Annotated in this window: 18 protein-coding genes; 11 read left to right on the top strand and 7 right to left on the bottom strand. The window is 38.9% G+C overall.

The genetic code is table 11. The features are described 5' to 3' along the window. Positions 1-74 precede the first annotated feature (74 nt). The 4 genes from HWV02_RS06230 (at position 75) to ggt (ending at position 4795) form a co-directional block, all read left to right on the top strand. Positions 75-1352, top strand: a complete 1278-nt coding sequence (locus HWV02_RS06230; RefSeq protein WP_211689964.1) for an HD-GYP domain-containing protein — start codon at positions 75-77, stop codon at positions 1350-1352. Positions 1353-1432: 80 nt separating this feature from the next. Continuing rightward, positions 1433-2200 carry a DeoR/GlpR family DNA-binding transcription regulator gene (locus HWV02_RS06225; RefSeq protein ID WP_211674582.1) on the top strand — a complete coding sequence of 256 codons (768 nt, stop codon included), beginning with the start codon at positions 1433-1435 and terminating at the stop codon, positions 2198-2200. Between the two features lie 145 nt (positions 2201-2345). After that, complete coding sequence (locus tag HWV02_RS06220; RefSeq protein ID WP_211678965.1) at positions 2346-2894, top strand: thioesterase family protein; 549 nt, start codon at positions 2346-2348, stop codon at positions 2892-2894. A gap of 119 nt (positions 2895-3013) precedes the next feature. Continuing rightward, positions 3014-4795: a gamma-glutamyltransferase gene (gene ggt / locus HWV02_RS06215; protein ID WP_211689963.1), complete on the top strand. Its 1782-nt coding sequence runs from the start codon at positions 3014-3016 to the stop codon at positions 4793-4795. An 81-nt stretch (positions 4796-4876) separates the two neighbouring features. Here ggt and HWV02_RS06210 read toward each other — a convergent pair whose 3' ends face one another. After that, complete coding sequence (locus tag HWV02_RS06210) at positions 4877-5875, bottom strand: DUF2860 family protein (protein WP_211689962.1); 999 nt, start codon at positions 5873-5875, stop codon at positions 4877-4879. A 338-nt stretch (positions 5876-6213) separates the two neighbouring features. Here HWV02_RS06210 and HWV02_RS06205 point away from each other — a divergent pair, with 338 nt between their 5' ends. Together HWV02_RS06205 and HWV02_RS06200 are read left to right on the top strand one after the other, a co-directional pair. Further along, positions 6214-6786: an NAD(P)H-dependent oxidoreductase gene (locus HWV02_RS06205; protein WP_211678962.1), complete on the top strand. Its 573-nt coding sequence runs from the start codon at positions 6214-6216 to the stop codon at positions 6784-6786. A 2-nt stretch (positions 6787-6788) separates the two neighbouring features. Next, positions 6789-8711, top strand: a complete 1923-nt coding sequence (locus HWV02_RS06200; protein WP_211678961.1) for a monovalent cation:proton antiporter-2 (CPA2) family protein — start codon at positions 6789-6791, stop codon at positions 8709-8711. Positions 8712-8824: 113 nt separating this feature from the next. Here the strand turns inward: HWV02_RS06200 and HWV02_RS06195 are convergent, their stop codons facing one another. From HWV02_RS06195 to HWV02_RS06185, 3 genes are all read right to left on the bottom strand, one after another. After that, entirely contained in the window at positions 8825-10225 is a 1401-nt protein-coding gene (locus HWV02_RS06195) for a MipA/OmpV family protein (RefSeq protein WP_211678960.1), read from the bottom strand. Positions 10226-10325: 100 nt separating this feature from the next. Beyond that, on the bottom strand, positions 10326-10904 hold the full coding sequence (locus tag HWV02_RS06190; RefSeq protein WP_211678959.1) for a DUF1566 domain-containing protein: 579 nt from the start codon (positions 10902-10904) through the stop codon (positions 10326-10328). 46 nt (positions 10905-10950) lie between these two features. Continuing rightward, positions 10951-11667: a DUF1566 domain-containing protein gene (locus tag HWV02_RS06185; RefSeq protein ID WP_211689961.1), complete on the bottom strand. Its 717-nt coding sequence runs from the start codon at positions 11665-11667 to the stop codon at positions 10951-10953. Between the two features lie 212 nt (positions 11668-11879). Here HWV02_RS06185 and HWV02_RS06180 point away from each other — a divergent pair, with 212 nt between their 5' ends. Together HWV02_RS06180 and HWV02_RS06175 are read left to right on the top strand one after the other, a co-directional pair. Then, positions 11880-12911, top strand: a complete 1032-nt coding sequence (locus HWV02_RS06180; protein WP_211689960.1) for an NADP-dependent oxidoreductase — start codon at positions 11880-11882, stop codon at positions 12909-12911. Positions 12912-12920: 9 nt separating this feature from the next. Continuing rightward, on the top strand, positions 12921-13535 hold the full coding sequence (locus HWV02_RS06175; protein WP_211689959.1) for a glutathione S-transferase family protein: 615 nt from the start codon (positions 12921-12923) through the stop codon (positions 13533-13535). A gap of 94 nt (positions 13536-13629) precedes the next feature. Here the strand turns inward: HWV02_RS06175 and HWV02_RS06170 are convergent, their stop codons facing one another. Together HWV02_RS06170 and HWV02_RS06165 are read right to left on the bottom strand one after the other, a co-directional pair. Continuing rightward, positions 13630-15243 (bottom strand): nitrous oxide reductase family maturation protein NosD, encoded by a 1614-nt coding sequence (locus tag HWV02_RS06170; RefSeq protein ID WP_211674571.1) that lies wholly within the window; start codon positions 15241-15243, stop codon positions 13630-13632. A gap of 173 nt (positions 15244-15416) precedes the next feature. Beyond that, complete coding sequence (locus HWV02_RS06165; RefSeq protein ID WP_211674570.1) at positions 15417-15791, bottom strand: MmcQ/YjbR family DNA-binding protein; 375 nt, start codon at positions 15789-15791, stop codon at positions 15417-15419. A gap of 367 nt (positions 15792-16158) precedes the next feature. Here HWV02_RS06165 and HWV02_RS06160 point away from each other — a divergent pair, with 367 nt between their 5' ends. The 3 genes from HWV02_RS06160 to HWV02_RS06150 are packed head-to-tail and all read left to right on the top strand — an operon-like array spanning position 16159 to position 18976. Then, complete coding sequence (locus HWV02_RS06160; RefSeq protein ID WP_211689958.1) at positions 16159-16977, top strand: metal ABC transporter ATP-binding protein; 819 nt, start codon at positions 16159-16161, stop codon at positions 16975-16977. Beyond that, the gene (locus HWV02_RS06155) at positions 16974-17834 is read left to right on the top strand and encodes a metal ABC transporter permease (protein WP_211674568.1); all 861 of its coding nucleotides are present in this window, start codon (positions 16974-16976) and stop codon (positions 17832-17834) included. Before HWV02_RS06160 ends, HWV02_RS06155 begins: the two co-directional genes overlap by 4 nt. Positions 17835-17878: 44 nt before the next feature. Continuing rightward, on the top strand, positions 17879-18976 hold the full coding sequence (locus tag HWV02_RS06150; protein ID WP_255547095.1) for a metal ABC transporter solute-binding protein, Zn/Mn family: 1098 nt from the start codon (positions 17879-17881) through the stop codon (positions 18974-18976). A gap of 109 nt (positions 18977-19085) precedes the next feature. Here HWV02_RS06150 and HWV02_RS06145 read toward each other — a convergent pair whose 3' ends face one another. Beyond that, entirely contained in the window at positions 19086-20189 is a 1104-nt protein-coding gene (locus HWV02_RS06145) for a nickel/cobalt transporter (protein ID WP_211689957.1), read from the bottom strand. Between the last annotated feature and the right edge of the window lie 15 nt (positions 20190-20204).

The raw sequence follows: 20204 nt of genomic DNA, 5'->3' as shown, positions 1-20204 counted from the left end.
TATTAATAGTTATTTACAATGTCACAATAAACAATTAGGTTGTTATTATTAGGAAGGTTGTATAAGGAATAGAAATGGAAAATGTCTCATTAGCGATTAAAGACCTTAAAGTCGGTCATTATATTAATCTTCCCATCGGTTGGACATCCCACCCTTTTATCCTTAATTCATTTATAATTAAGGATACAAAGCAATTACAAATATTACAGCACCTTGGCTTCAAGACTATTGCCGTTGACCTATCTCGCAGTAAAGTGGCACAATCAGTACAATCAGTACAATCAGCAGCACAGCGAACACCGGCAGCTAATGATCTCGCTTTAGCGGAAAAAATAGCAGAACAACAAGCTATATTAAAGCAAGCTGAAGAACAAAAAACACAATCATTACAACAGCAGCTATGGTGGAAACAGATCCGCCAAACTCGCTCAAAATACCAAAGTAAGGTTACTATACTAAAAGATATTTACAGCAAGTTCAGCCTTGAACCACAGCAAGCTATATCCCAATTAGAACAGCTCTCTGGTGAATTAACTATCGCGGCTGAACAACAGCATGATTATAGCTTTGTTTTATGCAATGAAGAATTATCTGGTGATACGCTTTATCAAAACGCCATGAATATTGCCGTATTAAGCACACGCTTGGCCCAGCAATTATCCTTTAGCTCACAGGATATTGCCATAGTGATGCAAACCGCGCTGCTTAGCCAATTCGGTATGTTATGGGTACCCGCTTCAATTCGTAATAAAAAATCAGAACTGACAAAGCCCGAAATTAATTATCTTAAACAACACCCTGCCTACGCATCGCAAAAACTGCAAGGTATTGAATCACTTACCGATATCGTGATTAACAGTGTATTACAGATAAATGAAAAATTTGATGGTAGCGGTTACCCACGTGGTATCAAGAAAGATAAAATATCTAAATACGCGCAATTAATTGCGGTCACTTCCCGCTATAACGAGATGTGTAATGCTAATTTACCTCAGCACCGTTATTCACCTAATCTCGCCATTGGATTACTGTTTAAAGCCGCAGACAAGCATTACAACAAAACTTATCTTGAACAGTTTATTAAAATGATGGGTATATATCCGATTGGTACAATCGTCAATTATGATAGCAACCAAGCGCAAGTACTGATGGGTATTATTAATAGCCTTCGAAAGCCCCTCATTGTCGACTTTAATAAACTTGAACCATTAAAAAAACAGCCATTGTTACGCCACTGTGGCCAGGACAATATTACGATTGCTAAAGCGATTAGCTGCAATGATATCGCACCTGACAAGTTAAATAAATTTAATCTCATACAACGCAGTAATTTATACTTTCCTGCGAGTTAATTTAGATTACTACTGACGTTAATTCATTATATTGCTACACTCCTATTTTAAATAAAGAACTAACAAGAACTCATTAAATTATGTCAAAACGTAACACTCAACAACGTCGTCATACCATCATTAAATTACTTGAAAAACAAGGTAAACTCAGCGTTGATGAATTAGCCCAACGTTTTGAAACATCAGAAGTAACCATTCGTAAAGACCTAACAGCCTTAGAGCAAAATGGTCTATTATTACGCCGTTATGGCGGTGCGGTTCCGCTCCCTAAAGAACTCTTACCTGAAATTGAAACAGATAAGGTTTCCCAGTGTAAAACAGAAATTGCAATTGCCGCCGCATTACGTATTCGCGATCATAATCGTATCATTATCGATAGCGGCACAACTACGGCCAGTTTAATTAAGCAGCTCGCAAATAAGAGAGGGTTAATAACCATGACAAACTCTCTACAAGTAGCGAATGCATTAAACGGCTTAGAAAATGAACCTACGTTATTGATGACAGGAGGTACATGGGATCCTCACTCAGAATCTTTTCAAGGCCAAATTGCAGAACAGGTACTGAGATCATATGACTTTGATCAGCTGTTTATCGGCGCAGACGGTATTGACTTAGAACGTGGCAGTACCACATTTAATGAACTAATTGGACTCAGTCGCGTGATGGCCGAAGTATCAAGAGAAGTCGTAGTCATGGTCGAATCAGATAAGATCAGCCGCAAAATGCCAAATTTAGAGTTAGCATGGGACACGATTAATACGTTAATTACCGATGCTGATATTACTGATGAACAACGCACTGCAATTGAAGCAAAGAATATTACGGTCATCGTAGCATCGAGATAAGGTGTGGCCTGCTGGTTACGTTTGGCGGGATTTACCACATAGGAATAAGTCGCAATTAACATTTTGATTACAATTGACGTGACAATAATAAAGAACGCAGTAGACTCTTTATTCTATTTCCTATAACAATCATTATTGAGGCTTTATGATCAGTGAGTTGATTCGCTGCTTTTACCTACGTAATAAGCAAACAAACCCGAAAGGCTTTTTCGATACTATCACCCGCTCTTTTCGAGTAGGGTTTCGTCATATCGATCTGAATCTACATATTAACAATGCAAAATATCTCATGTTTCTTGAAAAAGCGCGTTGGGATCATTCTATTCAGACCAATACGTTCAACCCATTATTGAAGAATAAATTAAACTTCATAGTGGCAGGTGTGGAGGTCGGTTATATTCGTGAGATCCGTTTATTCAAAAAGTTCGATGTAGAAACCACTTACTTAGGCTGGGATGAGAAGTATTTTTACTTAGAGCAAAAATGTGTCGCCGATGGAAAACTATGTAACTACAGCTTAGTAAAGGCTGTATTTACTCAACGAGGAAAAGTCGTGTCTCCGAATAAAGTCATGGAAATTATTCCCATGGAACAACGTACACAACAGTTACCAGAACATATGCAAATATGGAAAAATCTCGGTATCTCCAAACGCAACTTTTCCACCAGCGAATCAGCAGATAAAGTAGCTTAAACCTATTTATGTGAGTTCACGTGCAATTACGACCACCTAAAAGTTGATAGTTAAAACCATTTGCTATGCTGTTTTATATCAATTACATAACACTATGGACAATCGAATAGGGAACATTCATGTCAACAACGCATCTCATTAAAGGTTTTACCTTTGGACTCATCAGCTGCATGAGCTTAACGTTACCAACCGCCATTGCAAAGACGAACACAACAAGCACAGAAACAGTTGCCAATGTTAAACCATCAACCAGTGCTATTTATAATAAAATGGCGATCCATCATCCAGTATGGGCAGCAAACGGCATGGTAGCTAGCCAAGAAGCGCTTGCAACACAGGTAGGTGTCGACATTATGAAGCAAGGTGGTAACGCTATTGATGCGGCAGTTGCCGTTGGTTATGCGTTAGCTGTTACCCTGCCCCGCGCTGGTAATTTAGGTGGTGGTGGTTTCATGCTGGTTTATTTAGCAGAAGAACAGCGCGCGATTGCGATTGATTACCGAGAGGTAGCACCACAGGCTGCTTACCCAGATATGTTTTTAGACGGTGCTGGCAATGCAGACAGTCAACTGTCTCGCTTTCATGGTCTAGCCGTCGGAGTACCTGGCACAGTATTAGGCTTTGAACTCGCACTAAATAAATACGGCAGTATGTCATTAGCACAAGTAATGGCCCCCGCAATAAAATTAGCCCGTGACGGTATTGTTGTTACGCCTGACTTAGCAAATTCACTCCGCGCAACGAAAAAGCGCTTAAGCCGATGGCCAAGCACACAATCTATTTTCTACAAAGCAGACGGTAGCAGTTATCAGCCAGGAGAAATATTAAAACAGACCGATCTTGCCAATACGCTAACAACCATTGCTAAAAAAGGCAGTCCTGCATTTTATCAAGGTCCCATTGCCAAACAGATCAGTGATTCGGTACGTAATGCTGGCGGCATGATGACAATGCAAGATTTAGCCACTTATAAAGCCATAGAGCGAAAACCAGTTACCGGTGACTATCGCGGTTACCAAATAATATCAATGCCACCACCCTCTTCTGGCGGCGTGCATATTATTCAAATGCTGAATATGCTTTCGCAGTTCCCGATTGATAGAATGGGCCATAACAGTGCTGCAACAATCCATGTGATGGCAGAGTCAATGCGTCGTGCCTACGCAGACCGTAGCTTATATTTAGGCGACCCTGATTTTGTTAACGTGCCCGTTGCACAATTAACCAATAAGCAATACGCGAAGCAGCTTGTTAGTCAGATTAATCCAAACAAAGCGACACCAAGCAGCGAAGTGTCCCCTGGTACATTATTGCCTTACGAAAGTAACCAAACCACCCATTACAGTGTGGTAGATAAATTTGGTAACGCGGTCAGTAATACCTACACCCTTAACTTTAGTTATGGATCAGGACTCGTTGCTGATGGAACAGGGGTGCTACTCAACAATGAAATGGATGATTTTTCTGCGAAGCCTGGTACACCAAATGCTTACGGCCTCATTGGCGGAAAAGCAAACGCCGTCGCAGCCAAAAAACGTCCACTTAGCTCAATGACACCGACCATCGTCCTAAAAAATAATAAACCTTATTTGGTCACAGGTAGTCCAGGGGGCTCACGTATTATCACCACAACGCTACAAGTGATCATGAATGTGATTGACCATAATATGAATATTGCAGAAGCCAGTGCGGCAACACGTATTCATCATCAATGGTTACCGGACATGATCCGTATTGAGAAAGGGTTAAATGTCGATACGATTAACCTATTAGAGAGTAAAGGGCACAAGCTTGAAGTGAAAGCGGCAATGGGCAGTACCCAAACCATTATGCTGACAGAAGAAGGCGTTTACGGCGCATCTGACCCACGCAGACCGAGCGCGCTTAGCTTGGGTTATTAACACAATCCAGAGCAATCGGTAAAAGAAAGGGACATGATGCTCACTGTATCACGTCCCTTTTTGTTCTTTCTAATTCTCATTCTAGTTAAAACTATAACTCATACCGACTGAAAATAATTTTGTCGAGCTATCATAAAACGCAATGTTGGCATCATTTTTTTTGTTTTGATAAATAATATTAAGGTTGGTACCTTCTATATCAAACGGTTCAGAATAAGAATAAATAAATGAATAACGGGTAACATCGTCCTTTTGTACCTCTCCAAATATTGGATTTTTGGCATTGTATTCACGATCGCTAAATGCCGCTTGTACGGAGACAAAATGTCTTTCATATTTAGTCATAATACTAAGGCTATAATGAAATTCATCAAAACTCTGACTTTCACCTTTAGCATCTTGAGCACCATAAAACACATTCGCTTTACCGTATATCCCTTGCCATAACGGAAATAAGCTTTCTAAACTAAGTCTTTGATAATCACTGTCTCGATTTAACGAGGCTTGATCTTCTGCACTCATTTGACTACCACTTTGCTCATTTTCTATCGAATATGATGCATACGAATATTCAATCTGAACAGGGGAAAATTTATAAGCTAAACGTACTGCACTCGAATCAATGTCACTCTTTTCTCTTGGCGCGTTGATCAAAAATGGATCTGACCAAGTTTCTTTTAAAAACGGTACGTCCGGAATATAAGCAAAAGTCATACTCTGACGTTCGTCAAACTGGTGTTTCACACCTATTTCATATTGTATGGCACTGTTTAATATTTTGTCAGGACTTTGGCCAATAAAATACTGAGTTTGTAAGTCCGAAGTTGTATAGTCCAGACGAAAAAAAGGAAAAAATATCTCAGTTGACACCGCTTTCCCATCGTTACTCAAATCTTGGGTTTGCTCATTATCATCATCAATATGAAATTGACTTTGCGTATCACTTACACCCATATTAATACCGACCGTACCAGAAAAACCAGCGCTTTTTGCCAATGGTTTTGCGACTGCAACACTACCAATTAAACCACAGGTCAATAATAAAGTGAGTGAAAGTATGCGATGGTTTTTCAAAATCATGTGTAAAAAGTGCCCCCAACAGTTAAGTTATTACCAATTAATAATGTCAAATATTGACCGAAATCAATTTAGTGACGAAAGCATAACATAACAACTAAAACATAAGACGCTTAATAATAGTGAATATGATTAATAATATTAACGAGCAGTAACCATTCAATAATTAGAAAATAAGAGTGATATCGGCCATATCAGTCAGAACAACTAAAAAAACACTGAAATAATTTGTTTTATATTATAAGCTTAGATTACAACAACTGATATAATTAACGTCTTAAACGCTAAACTATTGAATGCAGTTAAAAAGACCTATTTCAATAAAGGATGATTGAAAATATATGTACAAAATTCTCGTTTTATTCGCCCATCCTGCATTACAAAAATCTCTCGCACATAAATCACTATTCAATGAAATTCAAAATATTGAAGGCATCACTTGTCACGATCTTTACGATGCTTACCCCGATTCATTTATTGATATTAAGCATGAACAAGCCTTATTATTGAATCACGATATCATCGTATTTCAATTTCCACTTTATTGGTATTCATGCCCCGCGATTTTAAAAGAATGGCAAGATCTGGTGCTCGAACATGGTTTTGCTTATGGTGAAAATGGAGACAAACTCGCAGGCAAAAAACTCATGCTAGCTATTTCTACTGGTGGGAGTACAAACTCATATTCCGAATCAGGTTACAATGAACACAATATTAGCGAGTTCTTATTACCTTTTAGCCAGATGAGCAAAATATGTAATTTAGAATACCTGCCACCATTTGTACTCCATGATATTCATAAACGTCATGAATCACAGCGTATTGCACGTAAAGCAGCAGAATATCGCCAGCAATTATTAATGCTACAACAAACAGATGATGGAACCGTCGCAAAAAAAATGGAAGGTAACTAACCATGGAACATGGCGTATTATTTAATACTTTCATCTATCTTGCAGCAGGTGTCGTGGCAGTCCCAATCGCAAAACGTTTGGGACTTGGTTCGGTACTGGGATATTTGATTGCAGGCGTAATTGTCGGACCTTATGCATTAAGCTTAATTTCCAATCAAGAAGATGTCATGCATGTTGCCGAATTCGGTGTGGTTTTAATGCTGTTTTTGGTTGGCCTAGAATTAAGACCTGCTTTACTATGGCAATTAAAAATACCTATTTTGGGGACGGGTGGTTTACAACTTAGCGCCACGACCTTGTGCATTTTCTTGTTATTACTTGCTTGTGGACTTGCGTGGCAAACAGCACTCGCTATCGGTTTAATTGTTGCCTTGTCATCGACTGCGATTGTGCTGCAAAATTTACAAGAGCGGGAGTTGATGAAAACCGAAGCCGGTAAGAATGCCTTTGCGGTGTTATTATTTCAAGATATTGCCGTTATCCCGATTTTATCCATATTACCGCTGCTCGTTATACAAGACACAGCTATTGTTGAATCGACAATACCAAGTTGGCAAAGTGCATTAATGATTGCAGGCGTTATTGCTGGCATTATTATTGGCGGCCACTTTCTCGTTGTACCGCTACTGCGTATTATTGCGGGGTCTCGCTCTCGAGAGATTTTTATTGCAACCGCATTAGCACTGGTTGTCGGCATTGCCTTGGCGATGGAAGCCGTTGGTTTATCTGCCGCACTCGGGACTTTCTTAGCTGGTGTGGTATTAGCAGATAGTGAATACCGCCACGAACTTGAAAGTGATATTGAACCTTTCAAAAGTTTATTATTAGGTATCTTCTTTATCTCAGTTGGTGCCAGTATCGATTTTACCCTCCTACTTAATCAACCTATATTAATCGCCTTACTGGTAGCTGCATTGATTGCAGTTAAGTTTATTGTACTGTTTATCACCGGGATCGTATTTAAGATCCAGCGCAGTCAAAACTGGTTATTTTCTTGTGCCCTTGCACAAGGTGGTGAATTTGCGTTTGTATTAACATCATTCTCTCTGCAACGACAAGTACTGGATAATGAAACAGCTAGCCTGCTCGTATTAGTGGTTACTTTATCTATGGTGTTTACCCCACTACTGCTAATTATTTACGATAAAATTATCGCACCAACATTCAAACGAAAAATACCGCTGGCTGAAAATACAAGTACTCCTGAACATCAGATTCCAAATAATACTCACGGCTCTGTTATTATCGCTGGCTTTGGTGGTTTCGGACAAGTTGTGGGTCGATTGCTACATGGTTACCATATCAATACCACTATTTTAGAAAATGATGTAGGCCAGATAGAGTTATTGCAACAATTCAAATACAAAGTGTTTTATGGCGATGCTGAACAGCTAAATTTATTACATTCTGCAGGAGCCGATAACGCTAAACTATTTATTATTGCCGTCGAAAGTGCAAGCCGGACTAAACGCATTTTAATTCAAGTAAAAAAACATTTTCCACACTTAACGGTATTAGTCAGGGCAACAGATCGTAACCATGCCCAGCAATTAATCCGCCTTGGCGCTGATCACGTATTTCGGGAGTCGCTCGACTCTGGCATCAGTTTAGGTGTTGAAACATTAAAAGCATTAGGGATGCGTGCCAATCAGGCTCATCGTGCAGGTCAAGTATTCCGTCGCCATGACGAAGCAGTGTTGCATGAAGAAGCAAAACGAATGCATGAACAAGAGCCAGAATTTGTAAACCGCAGTCTTACTGAACGACGAATATTGAAAAAATTATTAGGGTTAGATGCATTAACTTATTACGACAACCTCAATGATGCTTGGTCAACAGAAGCCCACAGTAATGAAGATAAGAATACAGTTGGTAACTTAGCAGCCGCCCATAAACACAACAAATCGACAAGCGAGCAGACTTAATTAATAAATAAAAGAGCCAAGATGTTGACGATAGCGACTATCGTCAACTGCACCGTTTCTAATCATTGAGATAGTGCATTATTCTTAAAAAGAGGATGTCAGATTTACGGGGGCTAAAAGTGCCACTGTAAATAAACCGTTTGATAGTTACTGCCACCTTTAATACGCCCGAACACCGAGCTAGTTTCAAAAATACCCGAACGGTGATGAATGCTATAGCCAAACCAAGTTTTCGCTAACGCCTTACTTCCAAAAATATCCCCCACATTCACATCAAAGGAGAAGTCTAAATAATTAAGTAGTTTCGATGAGTTTTCATAACCACGTTTACTGTCTTCACCTGTCAATTCAAACCCTTCGATATAGGTAATATCAAATACATAAGATAGGCCTTCAGCAATACCTAAGCGCCAACGAGGACCAAGCCTAAAAGTATAGAAACCTTTAATCGCAAGCGCAACTTCAGTAATATCTTTTTGTACATCAGAGCTATAATGCCAAACAAGGCCAGGCGTAAAATAAAGATCAATAGGCATTGTTAATAAACTATCCGCAATTTGGGTACCATAAAATACAGAGCTCATTTGATTGTTTTCACTATCGCGTTCGGCTTGGAATTTTAAGATATCTCCAATATTCGACGGTGTTGCCCAACCATATGCTAAACGTAAGTATTCATCATTCTTATATTGCGTTGAAGTTGGGTTAAAAGGCTTATCATATTCAGGATAAAAAGCGAAACCGAAAAAAGATTCAACCTGATAGTTTTTATTAACAGAATCTAGATCGTATACATCATCTTCTAAGCGCGTTAGACCCAATTGACCAATCAGATAGAAATTGCTCGCTACATGGTATGACCCTTCCAGACCACCAGCCATTGAAACTCCAGCACCAGCGTCCTCTTTATCAAAGCCATAATAATGATTGTTAAAATCAGCACTTTTCCATTGTAACTCAGCAAATGGTACTAATGACCAACTACCTTGCTGCCAATTATACTTAATCCGAGTATAACTATAGTTGCGCTGATAGTGATCGGATAAAACAGCAATATCAGATTCCCAAGGACCATCGATGTAGCGATATTGCAAACCAAAGTCAAATGACTGTCCCTTAATTGAATTTTGAAACGCTTTAGGCACATCATGGAAACGGAAACGACTATATACATTAACTTGATGGTCTGCATTTTTCCATAAATGAATACCACCTTCTAAACCATGTAAAAAGCCATGATCATTTTCAAACCGCATTAATGGTAAAATATCATAAACAGCAGTATCTTCATTGTCATCTTTGACTGCAAATGGAATATCTGCACGGCGCATTCCAATACCAAGCCCCCACTTTTTGACATCTAATGCAGGAGCTTCCACTGTATCAATATCCAACGAACGTTCACTAACTTCAAGTACAAGATTATCGACTGGCACACTTGCAGCATGACTAATACTTGAACATAAACCGGAAATTAATGCTAAGCATATAATATTTTGATGGTCTAATAGCATATACTTCTAATATCCAAAATTATAAATAATGGCGTATATTACTTATGAGAGTTAGAAACCACAATATAAATATACTTATAGCGGTTAAAGTATACTTAGGCTAATCATATACTTGCTGGCAAACTTCATCACAGCTTCGAACTAAACGTACTGTTAAGCGCTCGCCATTCGAAATGTCATATAATAATCCATTTTGAAAGTCGACTTGCCAAGCTTTACTTTGGTTACCACCACTTGGTGTACTCGACCACGATTTAGATACCGCTGGAGATAATGGGTGATTAGGAAAGATGGATTTATTTAAGCTTGGCTCTTCGCATGCTGTTTCTATAATACTATAAAGCTCTTTAATGTGAGGTAATCGCCAATCAGTATTACCATCATTTGTAGCATTAAATGCAGCTGGTTCTATCATCGCTTCCCACCACGTAAAATAACGAACTGTACCATTCTGACATCGATTTCCCATCAGGCCACGAACACAAGTTTGCCATTCTAAGCGGGTTGCTTTATCAAATAAAAATCCTTGCCTAGTATTAAAAAAACGTTGCCCTGGTGTTGATATCTCAGCATTATCATTACAGCGTTGTTCGAGTCCTTTGGCAGTCATCGACATCACGACTAATAAAATAGTGCTCGTAATAAGTAATAGGTGCCGGGTTATATTAAAGCTCATCATTAACATCCTTTTATGACAACTAAATAGCTTATATCAACGCTTTTAATTACTGGTTTTGATTACGCACTAAGCGTACAGCCCTTGGAATATTGGTTAAATTACCTTGAATATGACCGTATAAAAAATTAACCATCCAAGCTGATTCCAAATCGTCAATATCAATATCAGCAGTCCAGTAATTAAGACTTTGAGTATGAGGAAAAAATACAGTTTCAACGGCAGGTATTATTTGCGAATAATTGATAATACTTTGTAGCTCTAAACGAGTGGGTAAACGCCAATCATTGTAACCACACCAATCGAGTCCGTTCATAGCGGTTTTGAATTTTTCAGTGTCACAACTACTGCTATCTACACAAATACCACCATTTTCGGTAACACCATGGCCATTAAAGTCAGCATCATTCGATTTAAACCACGAATAACTATAGTCAGCATCATTTACATCGCCACTACCAACCACCGATTTAACTTCCCACATCAATTTTGTTTTATTATCTAAAACACAAAACCACTCAGGTGAATCTTCTTCCACGCTCACGCCCTCAGGTCCTATTTTGGTTAAATCGAGTAAGTCTTCTCGCCGATTCTGCTTATCATCAAGACGGAGTCCAGCGGGGTTTAAATTGAGCCGTATGGCATAATCAGGTAGCAAAGCATCGCCGCCCTCACCGGGATAGCTATTCCGCTCAACGTTACCATCACTGCCAGTGGGACAACCAGTCAATAACAAACAACTTAAAAATATAGCTAAATATTTCATGATAATACTCGAATAAAAACAATAAAAAACGTGATGCACATCGAAGTTTAGATTACAAATATTGATAAGTCCTCAAAAAAAACCGCGAGTTAGTATACGACCGGTCTACTAAAGTGTATCGTTAACGCGTTAGAAATTAATCAAGATTTGCACATCCAATAAAAAGACGAACGGTCATCTAGTATCGTAAACGACTTAAATAAGGGTCTTCTATGCCTCAATCGCATTCAATTAATCGCCATATTACACTTGCTTCACGTCCTGTTGGCGCACCTACATCAGCTAACTTTAGTCTTAAAGAAACTGCCATACCTTCTCCTGAAAAAGGCGAAATATTATTACGTACAAATTATTTATCACTTGATCCTTACATGCGTGGTCGTATGAATGCCGGTGCATCTTACGCTGAACCTGTCGATATTGATGGCACTATGGTTGGCGCGACCGTGTGTCAAGTTGTTACCTCTTTACACCCTGATTATCAAGCTGGGGAATGGGTTCTTGCTTATATCGGCTGGCAAGATTATGGCATTTCAGACGGTGAAGGCCTGATAAAATTAGGCGCTGAGCCAACTAACCCCTCTTATGCGCTTGGCATCTTAGGTATGCCTGGCTTTACTGCTTATATGGGACTGTTAGATATAGGTCAGCCTAAATCAGGTGATACGCTTGTTGTGGCAGCAGCAACTGGCCCAGTGGGTGCAACAGTCGGCCAGATTGGTAAATTAAAAGGCTGCTACGTAGTAGGTATCGCAGGCGGAACTGAAAAATGTAAATACGCAGAAGACGTATTAGGTTTTGATAAATGTATTGATCATAAAGCTGACGACTTTGATACACAATTACAAGCAGCTTGCCCTAACGGCATTGATGTTTACTTTGAAAATGTTGGCGGTAAAGTATTTGATAGTGTCCTACCCCAGTTAAATACCGGGGCACGTGTTCCTGTTTGTGGTTTAGTGTCGCAGTACAATGCAACCGAATTACCATCAGGACCCGATCGTTTATCTCTATTAATGGGCACCCTATTGGTTAAACGTATTAAGATGCAAGGTTTCATTATTTTTGATGATTATGCACATCGCTATAACGAGTTTTTTGAACAGATGATGATGTGGCTACAATCGGGTGAAATTAAATATCGTGAGCACATGATTGACGGTTTAGAAAACGCACCATCGGCATTTACAGGCATGCTAAAAGGTGAGAACTTCGGCAAACTTGTAGTTAACGTGATAAAATAAGAGGTTAAAATGATTAAATTACACCATTTAAATAAATCACGTTCTAAACGTATCATCTGGTTATTAGAAGAATTAGGTGTGGACTATGAAGTCATCGCCTACCAACGTGATAGCCAAACATTCTTAGCCCCTCCAGAACTAAAAACCATTCATCCCTTAGGTAAATCGCCGGTAATCGAAGATGATGGACTTGTGATTACCGAATCAGGTGCAATCACAGAGTACCTTATTAATAAGTATGCCGCAGATAGGCTCGCACCAAAACAATCATCACAAGAGTATGTCGATTATTCACAATGGATCCACTTTGCAGAAAGCTCTGCTATTTTACCGCTTTTACTGAAAATGTTTGTTGAAAAAGATGGTTGCGAAACAAACTTCATGGCTGCTTATGCCGATATAGAAATAACAAAAGTGATCAGTTATTTCGATGAATCGTTAACAGATAAAACTTACCTTGTTGGTGAGAAATTAACGGGGGCGGATATCATGATGTCATTCATTGTTGAGATCTTAGCAAATAATAACGTACTTGATAATTTTGCTAACCTTTCCCGTTACAGCAAACAACTTCACTCTCACGCGAGTTTATTAAAAGCGATAGAGGTTGAAACTAAGTACTAAATTAGCTGATCAGATCCAATGATAGTAAATGGATAAAATGCCAAAAAGCCCTAATAAATTATCTATCAGGGCTTTTTTTATGACAATAGGCTAATTAATCATACTGACGAGAAAACACTCCACTACAATCGTCGCCAATCAAATAGTTACCAGACGATTTTAACATCACCTGATAATTACCATCGGATAAATTCTCAGCCCCAATGTCAAATGTCCAACCATTACCACCTAACATTAATTTATTACCATAACTACTCGTACAGATCTGCATTAATTGGGAATGTGAAGCAGATGCGTTTGAATCCAGATATTGATCATTATAAGTGACTTCAACTACAGGTGGCTTAACATCTGTTCTTTCATTACCGAAAGAATCAACAAGCGCAATGTCAAGATTAAGAGCCATATCATCGCCTAATAAAGGCTTACCAGTAATTAATGCGGGTTGACAGGATAAAGTATCTACCACACTCGAATCGACCCCCTGTGAACCCAATGGTTGACCCAATGTATTCGCCGTTAGTGCCCAGCTTGTAGGGTTGAACAAAAACACGCTACTTAACTTAGGATCATTTTCAAACAGCTGTGTGAAAGTTAAGTTCTCATGTACTAATTTCTTGTAATTATGCACGGATATATGGGTTAACTGGTTTTGTGCGTAAGATTGGCTTTTCGCGTCAATACCAATAGAGTTCAACTTATCGTTACCATAGAATAATGAGTTAATAACACTATTATTGGTACTTGGACCACCCATTTCAGAAAACCAAACACCACGCGAGGCATTGACTGATGTATGCTGGGAAATAACATTGCCCGATGATCGATAAAGTAAAATAGAAATACCATAACCTTCAAAATCATCAGTAAAGTAATCTAGATTATTTTCCATGGTGTTGTTATTTGAATTAATACTAAAATATACATTCTCATGAGTATTATCCCACAAAGTATTATGTTCAATAATGTTATTCAAACCTTGTGATAAACTGATACCCCATGTATTTTTATAAGAGGTGTTATAGGCAACATAATTATCATTACCTTGAATATTGATACCGCCACGGTTTCGCATCAAATACTCATTACCATTACTATAAACCGTATTGTTTAGCACGTGCATATCCGAACTCCAATAACCAACAGTAATACCATTACCGTTATCAGAATTCGCAATATTATTACGGGCAATACCACCACTTACATTGTGTAACCATAAATCATTGCCATTATTATTAAATACATTATCTTCTATGATTAAATCTTCACGCTGATCCGCTTTTGTATGAAGCACAAATAAACCATAACTCGCATTTTTAAATTCACAGTTTCGGACAATAATAGAGGTTCTTGCCCCTGTAGACACGAGCTTGTTCGATACCCCTTCACCATCAAATGTTATCCCGTCGATGACAATACCATCTCGGCCGATATGTAATATGCCTTGATAGGCGGATCCAGTACCTGTTAACGTCGGTGACTGTCCGGGTTCTGCGCGAATCGTTAAATTTCCTTTATAAACATTTAACCCTTCTTCATATGTTCTACTATCTGTAAATACAAGTTCATCACCCGGACTTGCTGCTTGGTATGCACTGCTTAAACTATCAAAATCAGAATATTCACCAATTTCTAATATTTCAGCATATGTCCCCCCAATCGAAAACACCCATACAACGAATAAAAACAAATACTTACATAAATTCATGGTAATTTCCCTACATACAAGGCAATGAGTCATCAAATGAAATGAAGTGAAAGTGAAACATGCTATTTGAAGTTATACGTAAGTTTAGACTAGAATTATAAACGTGCTCCAGATCACACTTTTTAATCGATTAACAACAGAGTAAGTTATTTATAATCATCTGAAATTAGCCATTATTCTTTTTCAATATAGGCTAGTTCATCCAATTCCAGCTGTAATTTTTTAGTCAATTTACTCACAACTAAAGCATAAGATTGACTCGCTAAGTTTTCGATCATCCCTGCTGGTACATCCCCTTTAAGCTTTACGGTTATCCAATGTCTTTTGTTCATATGATAACCTGGGCTAATCGCCATAAATTCATCTACCAACACCTCAACATCACTCGGCTGAGCCTTAAAATTTACACTGCATCCAGCTTCATTTTTTGTCAGAAGAGCAAACATCTTACCCATCACTTTATAGACCAATACATCTGGTCCAAAGGGGTATCCTTGCTGGGCGGCTTTTAAATTATGGAGGTAATGTTCTAAATGCGCTTGTTCCATCTCGCTATCATCCTTAGCATATTATTTACTGACATGATGTCTTGGGATTAGTATAAGTTCAGTATCACACCCAGCTTGTTTAAACTCAAGTTAGGCATAAACATGCATAATTGTTTTGTTATAACATAACATTATTCTTGCACACCTATATTGTTATGTTATAACATTGCTGCAAATTCAATTGAAGTATTAGAAATCGATATAAAATGCCAGCATTATCATCTTATACACCAGAAAATAGTCATGCAATAAATCAAAGACAGCGATTATCTTTACTGCTATGCAGCCTATTCTCACGCCTTGCTATCTCTGTCATCATCACTGTTTTTCTGTGGTCTACTCTGTTTAAATTCATAGGGTAATGACCATGATCAAAATAAATGATTTAAGCGTTGCTTATCAGCAAAATCTCGCACTGAGCCATATAACAACCACCATTGACAATGGGGATTTAGTCGCGATTGTAGGGCCTAACGGTGCCGGAAAATCAACCTTATTAAAAAGTATCATGCAACAAATGACCGTAGAATCGGGCTCTATTGAGCTTGGTCACTTAAGCTTAAACAACATTGCCTACTTACCACAAACGAATCAGATTGATCGTAAATTCCCTATCACAGTGACTGAGTTTGTTTCTGCTGGCGCTTGGCAACGTTGTAGTTTTTGGCGGATATTTAGTCGTAAGGAACAGCATTTATTACAACAGGCATTAGCAAAAGTAGATCTAGAAAATATGGCTGAACGTCAAATAAGTCAGTTATCTGGTGGACAATTTCAGCGCATGTTATTTGCTCGCATGCTATTGCAAGACGCTGATATCCTGCTACTTGACGAACCATTTGGTGGCATTGATGCACAAACGACTGAATTATTAATGCGCGTGATTAAGGAGTGTCAGCAACAAGGTAAAACTGTGATCGCTGTTATTCATGATCTGGCGCTGGTACAACGTTATTTCCCTTCAACACTCCTAGTTGCAACCACACTGATCGCAGCAGGAAAAACAAAAGATGTGCTTACCCAATCACATTTGATCCAAGCGGGTTATCAACATTTTGCCCATTGTGCTGTTCATAACACGTTTAATAATCCTTTTCATAGCCCTATACATAACATCCCAGACAGTAGCACTAACGAAAACACTGTGGCTTCTGTTTCAGCTAGTATCGAGAGTCAAGCATCATGAGTGCACAGTTATATGAATTATTTATCGCACCTTTTTCCGAGTTTGTATTTATGCAACGGGCATTATGGGGAATTCTCGTACTTAGTATTAGCGCCACACCGGTCGGCGTATTTTTAACACTTAGACGCATGAGTCTAACAGGTGATGCAATGGCACATGCCATTTTACCTGGTGCTGCGATTGGTTTTCTTATCTCGGGTTTATCTGTCACTGCTATGACGATAGGTGGTATTGTCGCGGGCTGTGTTGTAGCTGTATTAGCTGGCATGGTGGCACGCCATTCCAATGCCGAAGAGGACTCAAGTTTAGCCGCCTTCTATCTACTTTCACTCGCGATCGGTGTATTAATCATTTCGGCTAATGGTAGTAATGTGGACTTATTACATGTGCTGTTCGGTTCAACGTTAGCACTTAATGATGATGCTTTAATACTACTCACCATTATCGCTACAATCTCTATTTTAGCACTCGCGATACTGTATCGTCCTTTAGTCATGGAGTGTGTTGACCCTCACTTTTTTAAAACCATCAGCAAACTGAGTGCTGTTGCTCACTATGGTTTTTTACTACTTGTCGTGCTCAATTTGGTTGCTGGTTTTCATGCATTAGGTACATTAATGGCGGTTGGTTTAATGATCCTACCCGCAGCGATTGCCCGTTTTTGGTCTAATCGCTTAGGTGGCATGCTGTTCGTGGCTTTTATCACAGCAGTTATCAGTGGCTATTTCGGTCTATTTCTTTCTTACCATGCAAGTTTAGCAACCAGTCCCGCGATTGTACTGGTACTCGGCATACTTTATATCATTTCATTAATATTTGGCCGTCAAGGCGGATTAATCTTTAAAAATAACAGCTAGAAAAAACTCAACGCGTTAATATCTAGCCCTATAAGGACAATAACATGTTTAAATCAACCCTTACTTCCTCCATGATAATTCTTGGTTTAAGTACCAGCAGCGCAGTAATGGCTGAGCAAAAAATTGCTGTCATCAGTAGCTTTTCGATTCTAGGCGACCTTGTATCAGAGGTAGGTCAAGAGCATGTAAACGTGACAAATTTAGTTAAAATTGACGGCGATGCGCACGTATTTAATCCGACACCTCAAGATGCTAAAGCAATATCCAAAGCACAGCTAGTTGTCACGAATGGATTACAATTTGAAGGCTGGATGCCACGTTTAATTGAAGCGGCTAACTACCAAGGCGTGCAAGTTGTTGCAGCTAACGGTATCGAAGAGATCAGCACAAAAGAAGGCCATAGCTGCGGACATGCGCATCATGACGACGAGCATAAACATCACGACAATGAACATAAACATCATGACGACGAACATGAACACCATGACGACGAACATGCACATCACGACGACGAACATGCACATCACGACGACGAACATGCACATCACGACGGCGAGCATAAACATCACGACGGCGAGCATGAACATCACGACCATGCACATCACGACCATGGCGATATAGATCCTCATGCTTGGCATAGCATAAAAAATGTAAAAGTTTACGTACACAATATCGCAAAAGGCTTGATTCAAGTAGATCCTGAAAATAAAAATGACTATCAGCAAAATGCGAAAGACTATATTCAAAAACTAGATAAATTAGAATTAAAACTAAGTGCTCAACTTGCGACGGTACCAGAAGCGCAGCGTAAAGTGATCACCCCACACGCTGCATTTGGTTACTTCGCACGTGACTTTAATGTAACCTTCTTAGCGCCGCAAGGAACCAGTACCGGATCAGAAGCAAGCGCAGCGGATGTAGCCGCATTAATTAAACAAATTCGTCACGACAACGTAAATGCTGTATTTATGGAAAACATCGCCGATAATCGTCTAATTGAACAAATAAGTCGTGAAACAGGCGTTAAAGTTGGTGGTAAATTGTATTCAGATGCGTTATCTGCTGCAGATGAACCCGCAGCAACATACTTAAAAATGATGCAATATAATGTTGATACGATCGTGAATGCGTTGCATAAGTAAAATCTATATCTAAACTACCTCAAGATACTATCTTTGAGACTAATTTGGATATAGCAATAAAAAAGCCCGAAACATAATATGTTCGGGCTTTTTTTATTACATTGAACAATTAAAACATCGGAGACATACCTACAGGTCTCGATTCAAGTAATAACATCCCCAATAATATTAATAATAATCCACCAATAATTGGCACAATAAATTTAGCTATTTTGGGACTATTTTTAGAACGTTCTTTTCGTTTTCCTGTCGCTAAATAACGTCTTACAGCTTGCTTACCGGTAATGGTCATTATCGCAATAGTCGATGTGGTAAGCGCAGTACCTAACGCCATGACCACAGCACTGACAATACCAAGCCAATAAATATCAAGCATATTAGCAAACAACAACACCATAATTGCGCCCGTACAAGGACGAATACCAATACTCAAAATAATAGTTAAATACTCTTTGAATGAAGAGGCATCGTTAATTAGCTCTGGAGCCACGACATGTTGATGCCCACAGCCACAATTATCATGGTGCTCGTGATCAATAAGCGATGAACTTGCAGGAGCAGCGTACTGAGCAACAGATACCGATGGCCTCACAGGTGTTAATCGTTTAATCACCCTATCAGAGCCATTCGATACGCCTTGATTTTCTGTATCCTTGTGCTTTTTAATTACACGATACATCAAGACTAAGTTACTAAAAATAATAACAATACCTAATAAAATGACAGTATAAAAACTTAATGGAATGAGCAGTTCTGCTTTCTGATTAACTTCACGCATCGATGCATCAAATAGCATTAATAATACAGATACTAGCCCCACAGCAACGAAAGCCTGCACAAGCGAAGACAGAAGCGTGATAATAAGGCTTAACTTCACTTTAGCTTCTTGTGTCGCAATATAAGTTGTCACAATCAATTTGCCATGACCAGGACCAACTGAGTGCAAAACCCCATACATAAAACTAAGTCCGATCAGTGATACCCCTGCCATTAAACTTTCATTTTTAGCGGCGTGTAATAATTCACTCAACTCATTATTTATCTGTTTTTGCCACTGCATACCAGTGGTAATAAGTGTTGGCCAAACCTGCCAAAGTACATAACCTAAAGCAAAAAATAAAAAAATCATGCCAACGAAACCAAGCATCGGTAACAAAGGCGACTTATTTGTATTTTCCTTAGCCATTCGGCTATTCGAAACTAACGGTGTCATTATTTATCCTTGTAT

The sequence above is a fragment of the Moritella sp. 28 genome (assembly GCF_018219435.1).
In the GTDB taxonomy this organism is placed as follows: Bacteria; Pseudomonadota; Gammaproteobacteria; order Enterobacterales; family Moritellaceae; genus Moritella.
The sequence above is the reverse complement of the archived record's forward strand: the minus strand, read 5'-3'. Positions and strand labels throughout refer to the sequence as shown.

Excerpts from the sequence above, each read along its gene's own strand:
- HWV02_RS06230 (WP_211689964.1), top strand. The coding sequence starts at position 75 with ATGGAAAATGTCTCATTAGCGATTAAAGACCTTAAAGTCGGTCATTAT.
- HWV02_RS06225 (WP_211674582.1), top strand. The coding sequence starts at position 1,433 with ATGTCAAAACGTAACACTCAACAACGTCGTCATACCATCATTAAATTA.
- HWV02_RS06220 (WP_211678965.1), top strand. The coding sequence starts at position 2,346 with ATGATCAGTGAGTTGATTCGCTGCTTTTACCTACGTAATAAGCAAACA.
- ggt (WP_211689963.1), top strand. The coding sequence starts at position 3,014 with ATGTCAACAACGCATCTCATTAAAGGTTTTACCTTTGGACTCATCAGC.
- HWV02_RS06210 (WP_211689962.1), bottom strand. The coding sequence starts at position 5,875 with ATGATTTTGAAAAACCATCGCATACTTTCACTCACTTTATTATTGACC.
- HWV02_RS06205 (WP_211678962.1), top strand. The coding sequence starts at position 6,214 with ATGTACAAAATTCTCGTTTTATTCGCCCATCCTGCATTACAAAAATCT.
- HWV02_RS06200 (WP_211678961.1), top strand. The coding sequence starts at position 6,789 with ATGGAACATGGCGTATTATTTAATACTTTCATCTATCTTGCAGCAGGT.
- HWV02_RS06195 (WP_211678960.1), bottom strand. The coding sequence starts at position 10,225 with ATGCTATTAGACCATCAAAATATTATATGCTTAGCATTAATTTCCGGT.
- HWV02_RS06190 (WP_211678959.1), bottom strand. The coding sequence starts at position 10,904 with ATGATGAGCTTTAATATAACCCGGCACCTATTACTTATTACGAGCACT.
- HWV02_RS06185 (WP_211689961.1), bottom strand. The coding sequence starts at position 11,667 with ATGAAATATTTAGCTATATTTTTAAGTTGTTTGTTATTGACTGGTTGT.
- HWV02_RS06180 (WP_211689960.1), top strand. The coding sequence starts at position 11,880 with ATGCCTCAATCGCATTCAATTAATCGCCATATTACACTTGCTTCACGT.
- HWV02_RS06175 (WP_211689959.1), top strand. The coding sequence starts at position 12,921 with ATGATTAAATTACACCATTTAAATAAATCACGTTCTAAACGTATCATC.
- HWV02_RS06170 (WP_211674571.1), bottom strand. The coding sequence starts at position 15,243 with ATGAATTTATGTAAGTATTTGTTTTTATTCGTTGTATGGGTGTTTTCG.
- HWV02_RS06165 (WP_211674570.1), bottom strand. The coding sequence starts at position 15,791 with ATGGAACAAGCGCATTTAGAACATTACCTCCATAATTTAAAAGCCGCC.
- HWV02_RS06160 (WP_211689958.1), top strand. The coding sequence starts at position 16,159 with ATGATCAAAATAAATGATTTAAGCGTTGCTTATCAGCAAAATCTCGCA.
- HWV02_RS06155 (WP_211674568.1), top strand. The coding sequence starts at position 16,974 with ATGAGTGCACAGTTATATGAATTATTTATCGCACCTTTTTCCGAGTTT.
- HWV02_RS06150 (WP_255547095.1), top strand. The coding sequence starts at position 17,879 with ATGTTTAAATCAACCCTTACTTCCTCCATGATAATTCTTGGTTTAAGT.
- HWV02_RS06145 (WP_211689957.1), bottom strand. The coding sequence starts at position 20,189 with ATGACACCGTTAGTTTCGAATAGCCGAATGGCTAAGGAAAATACAAAT.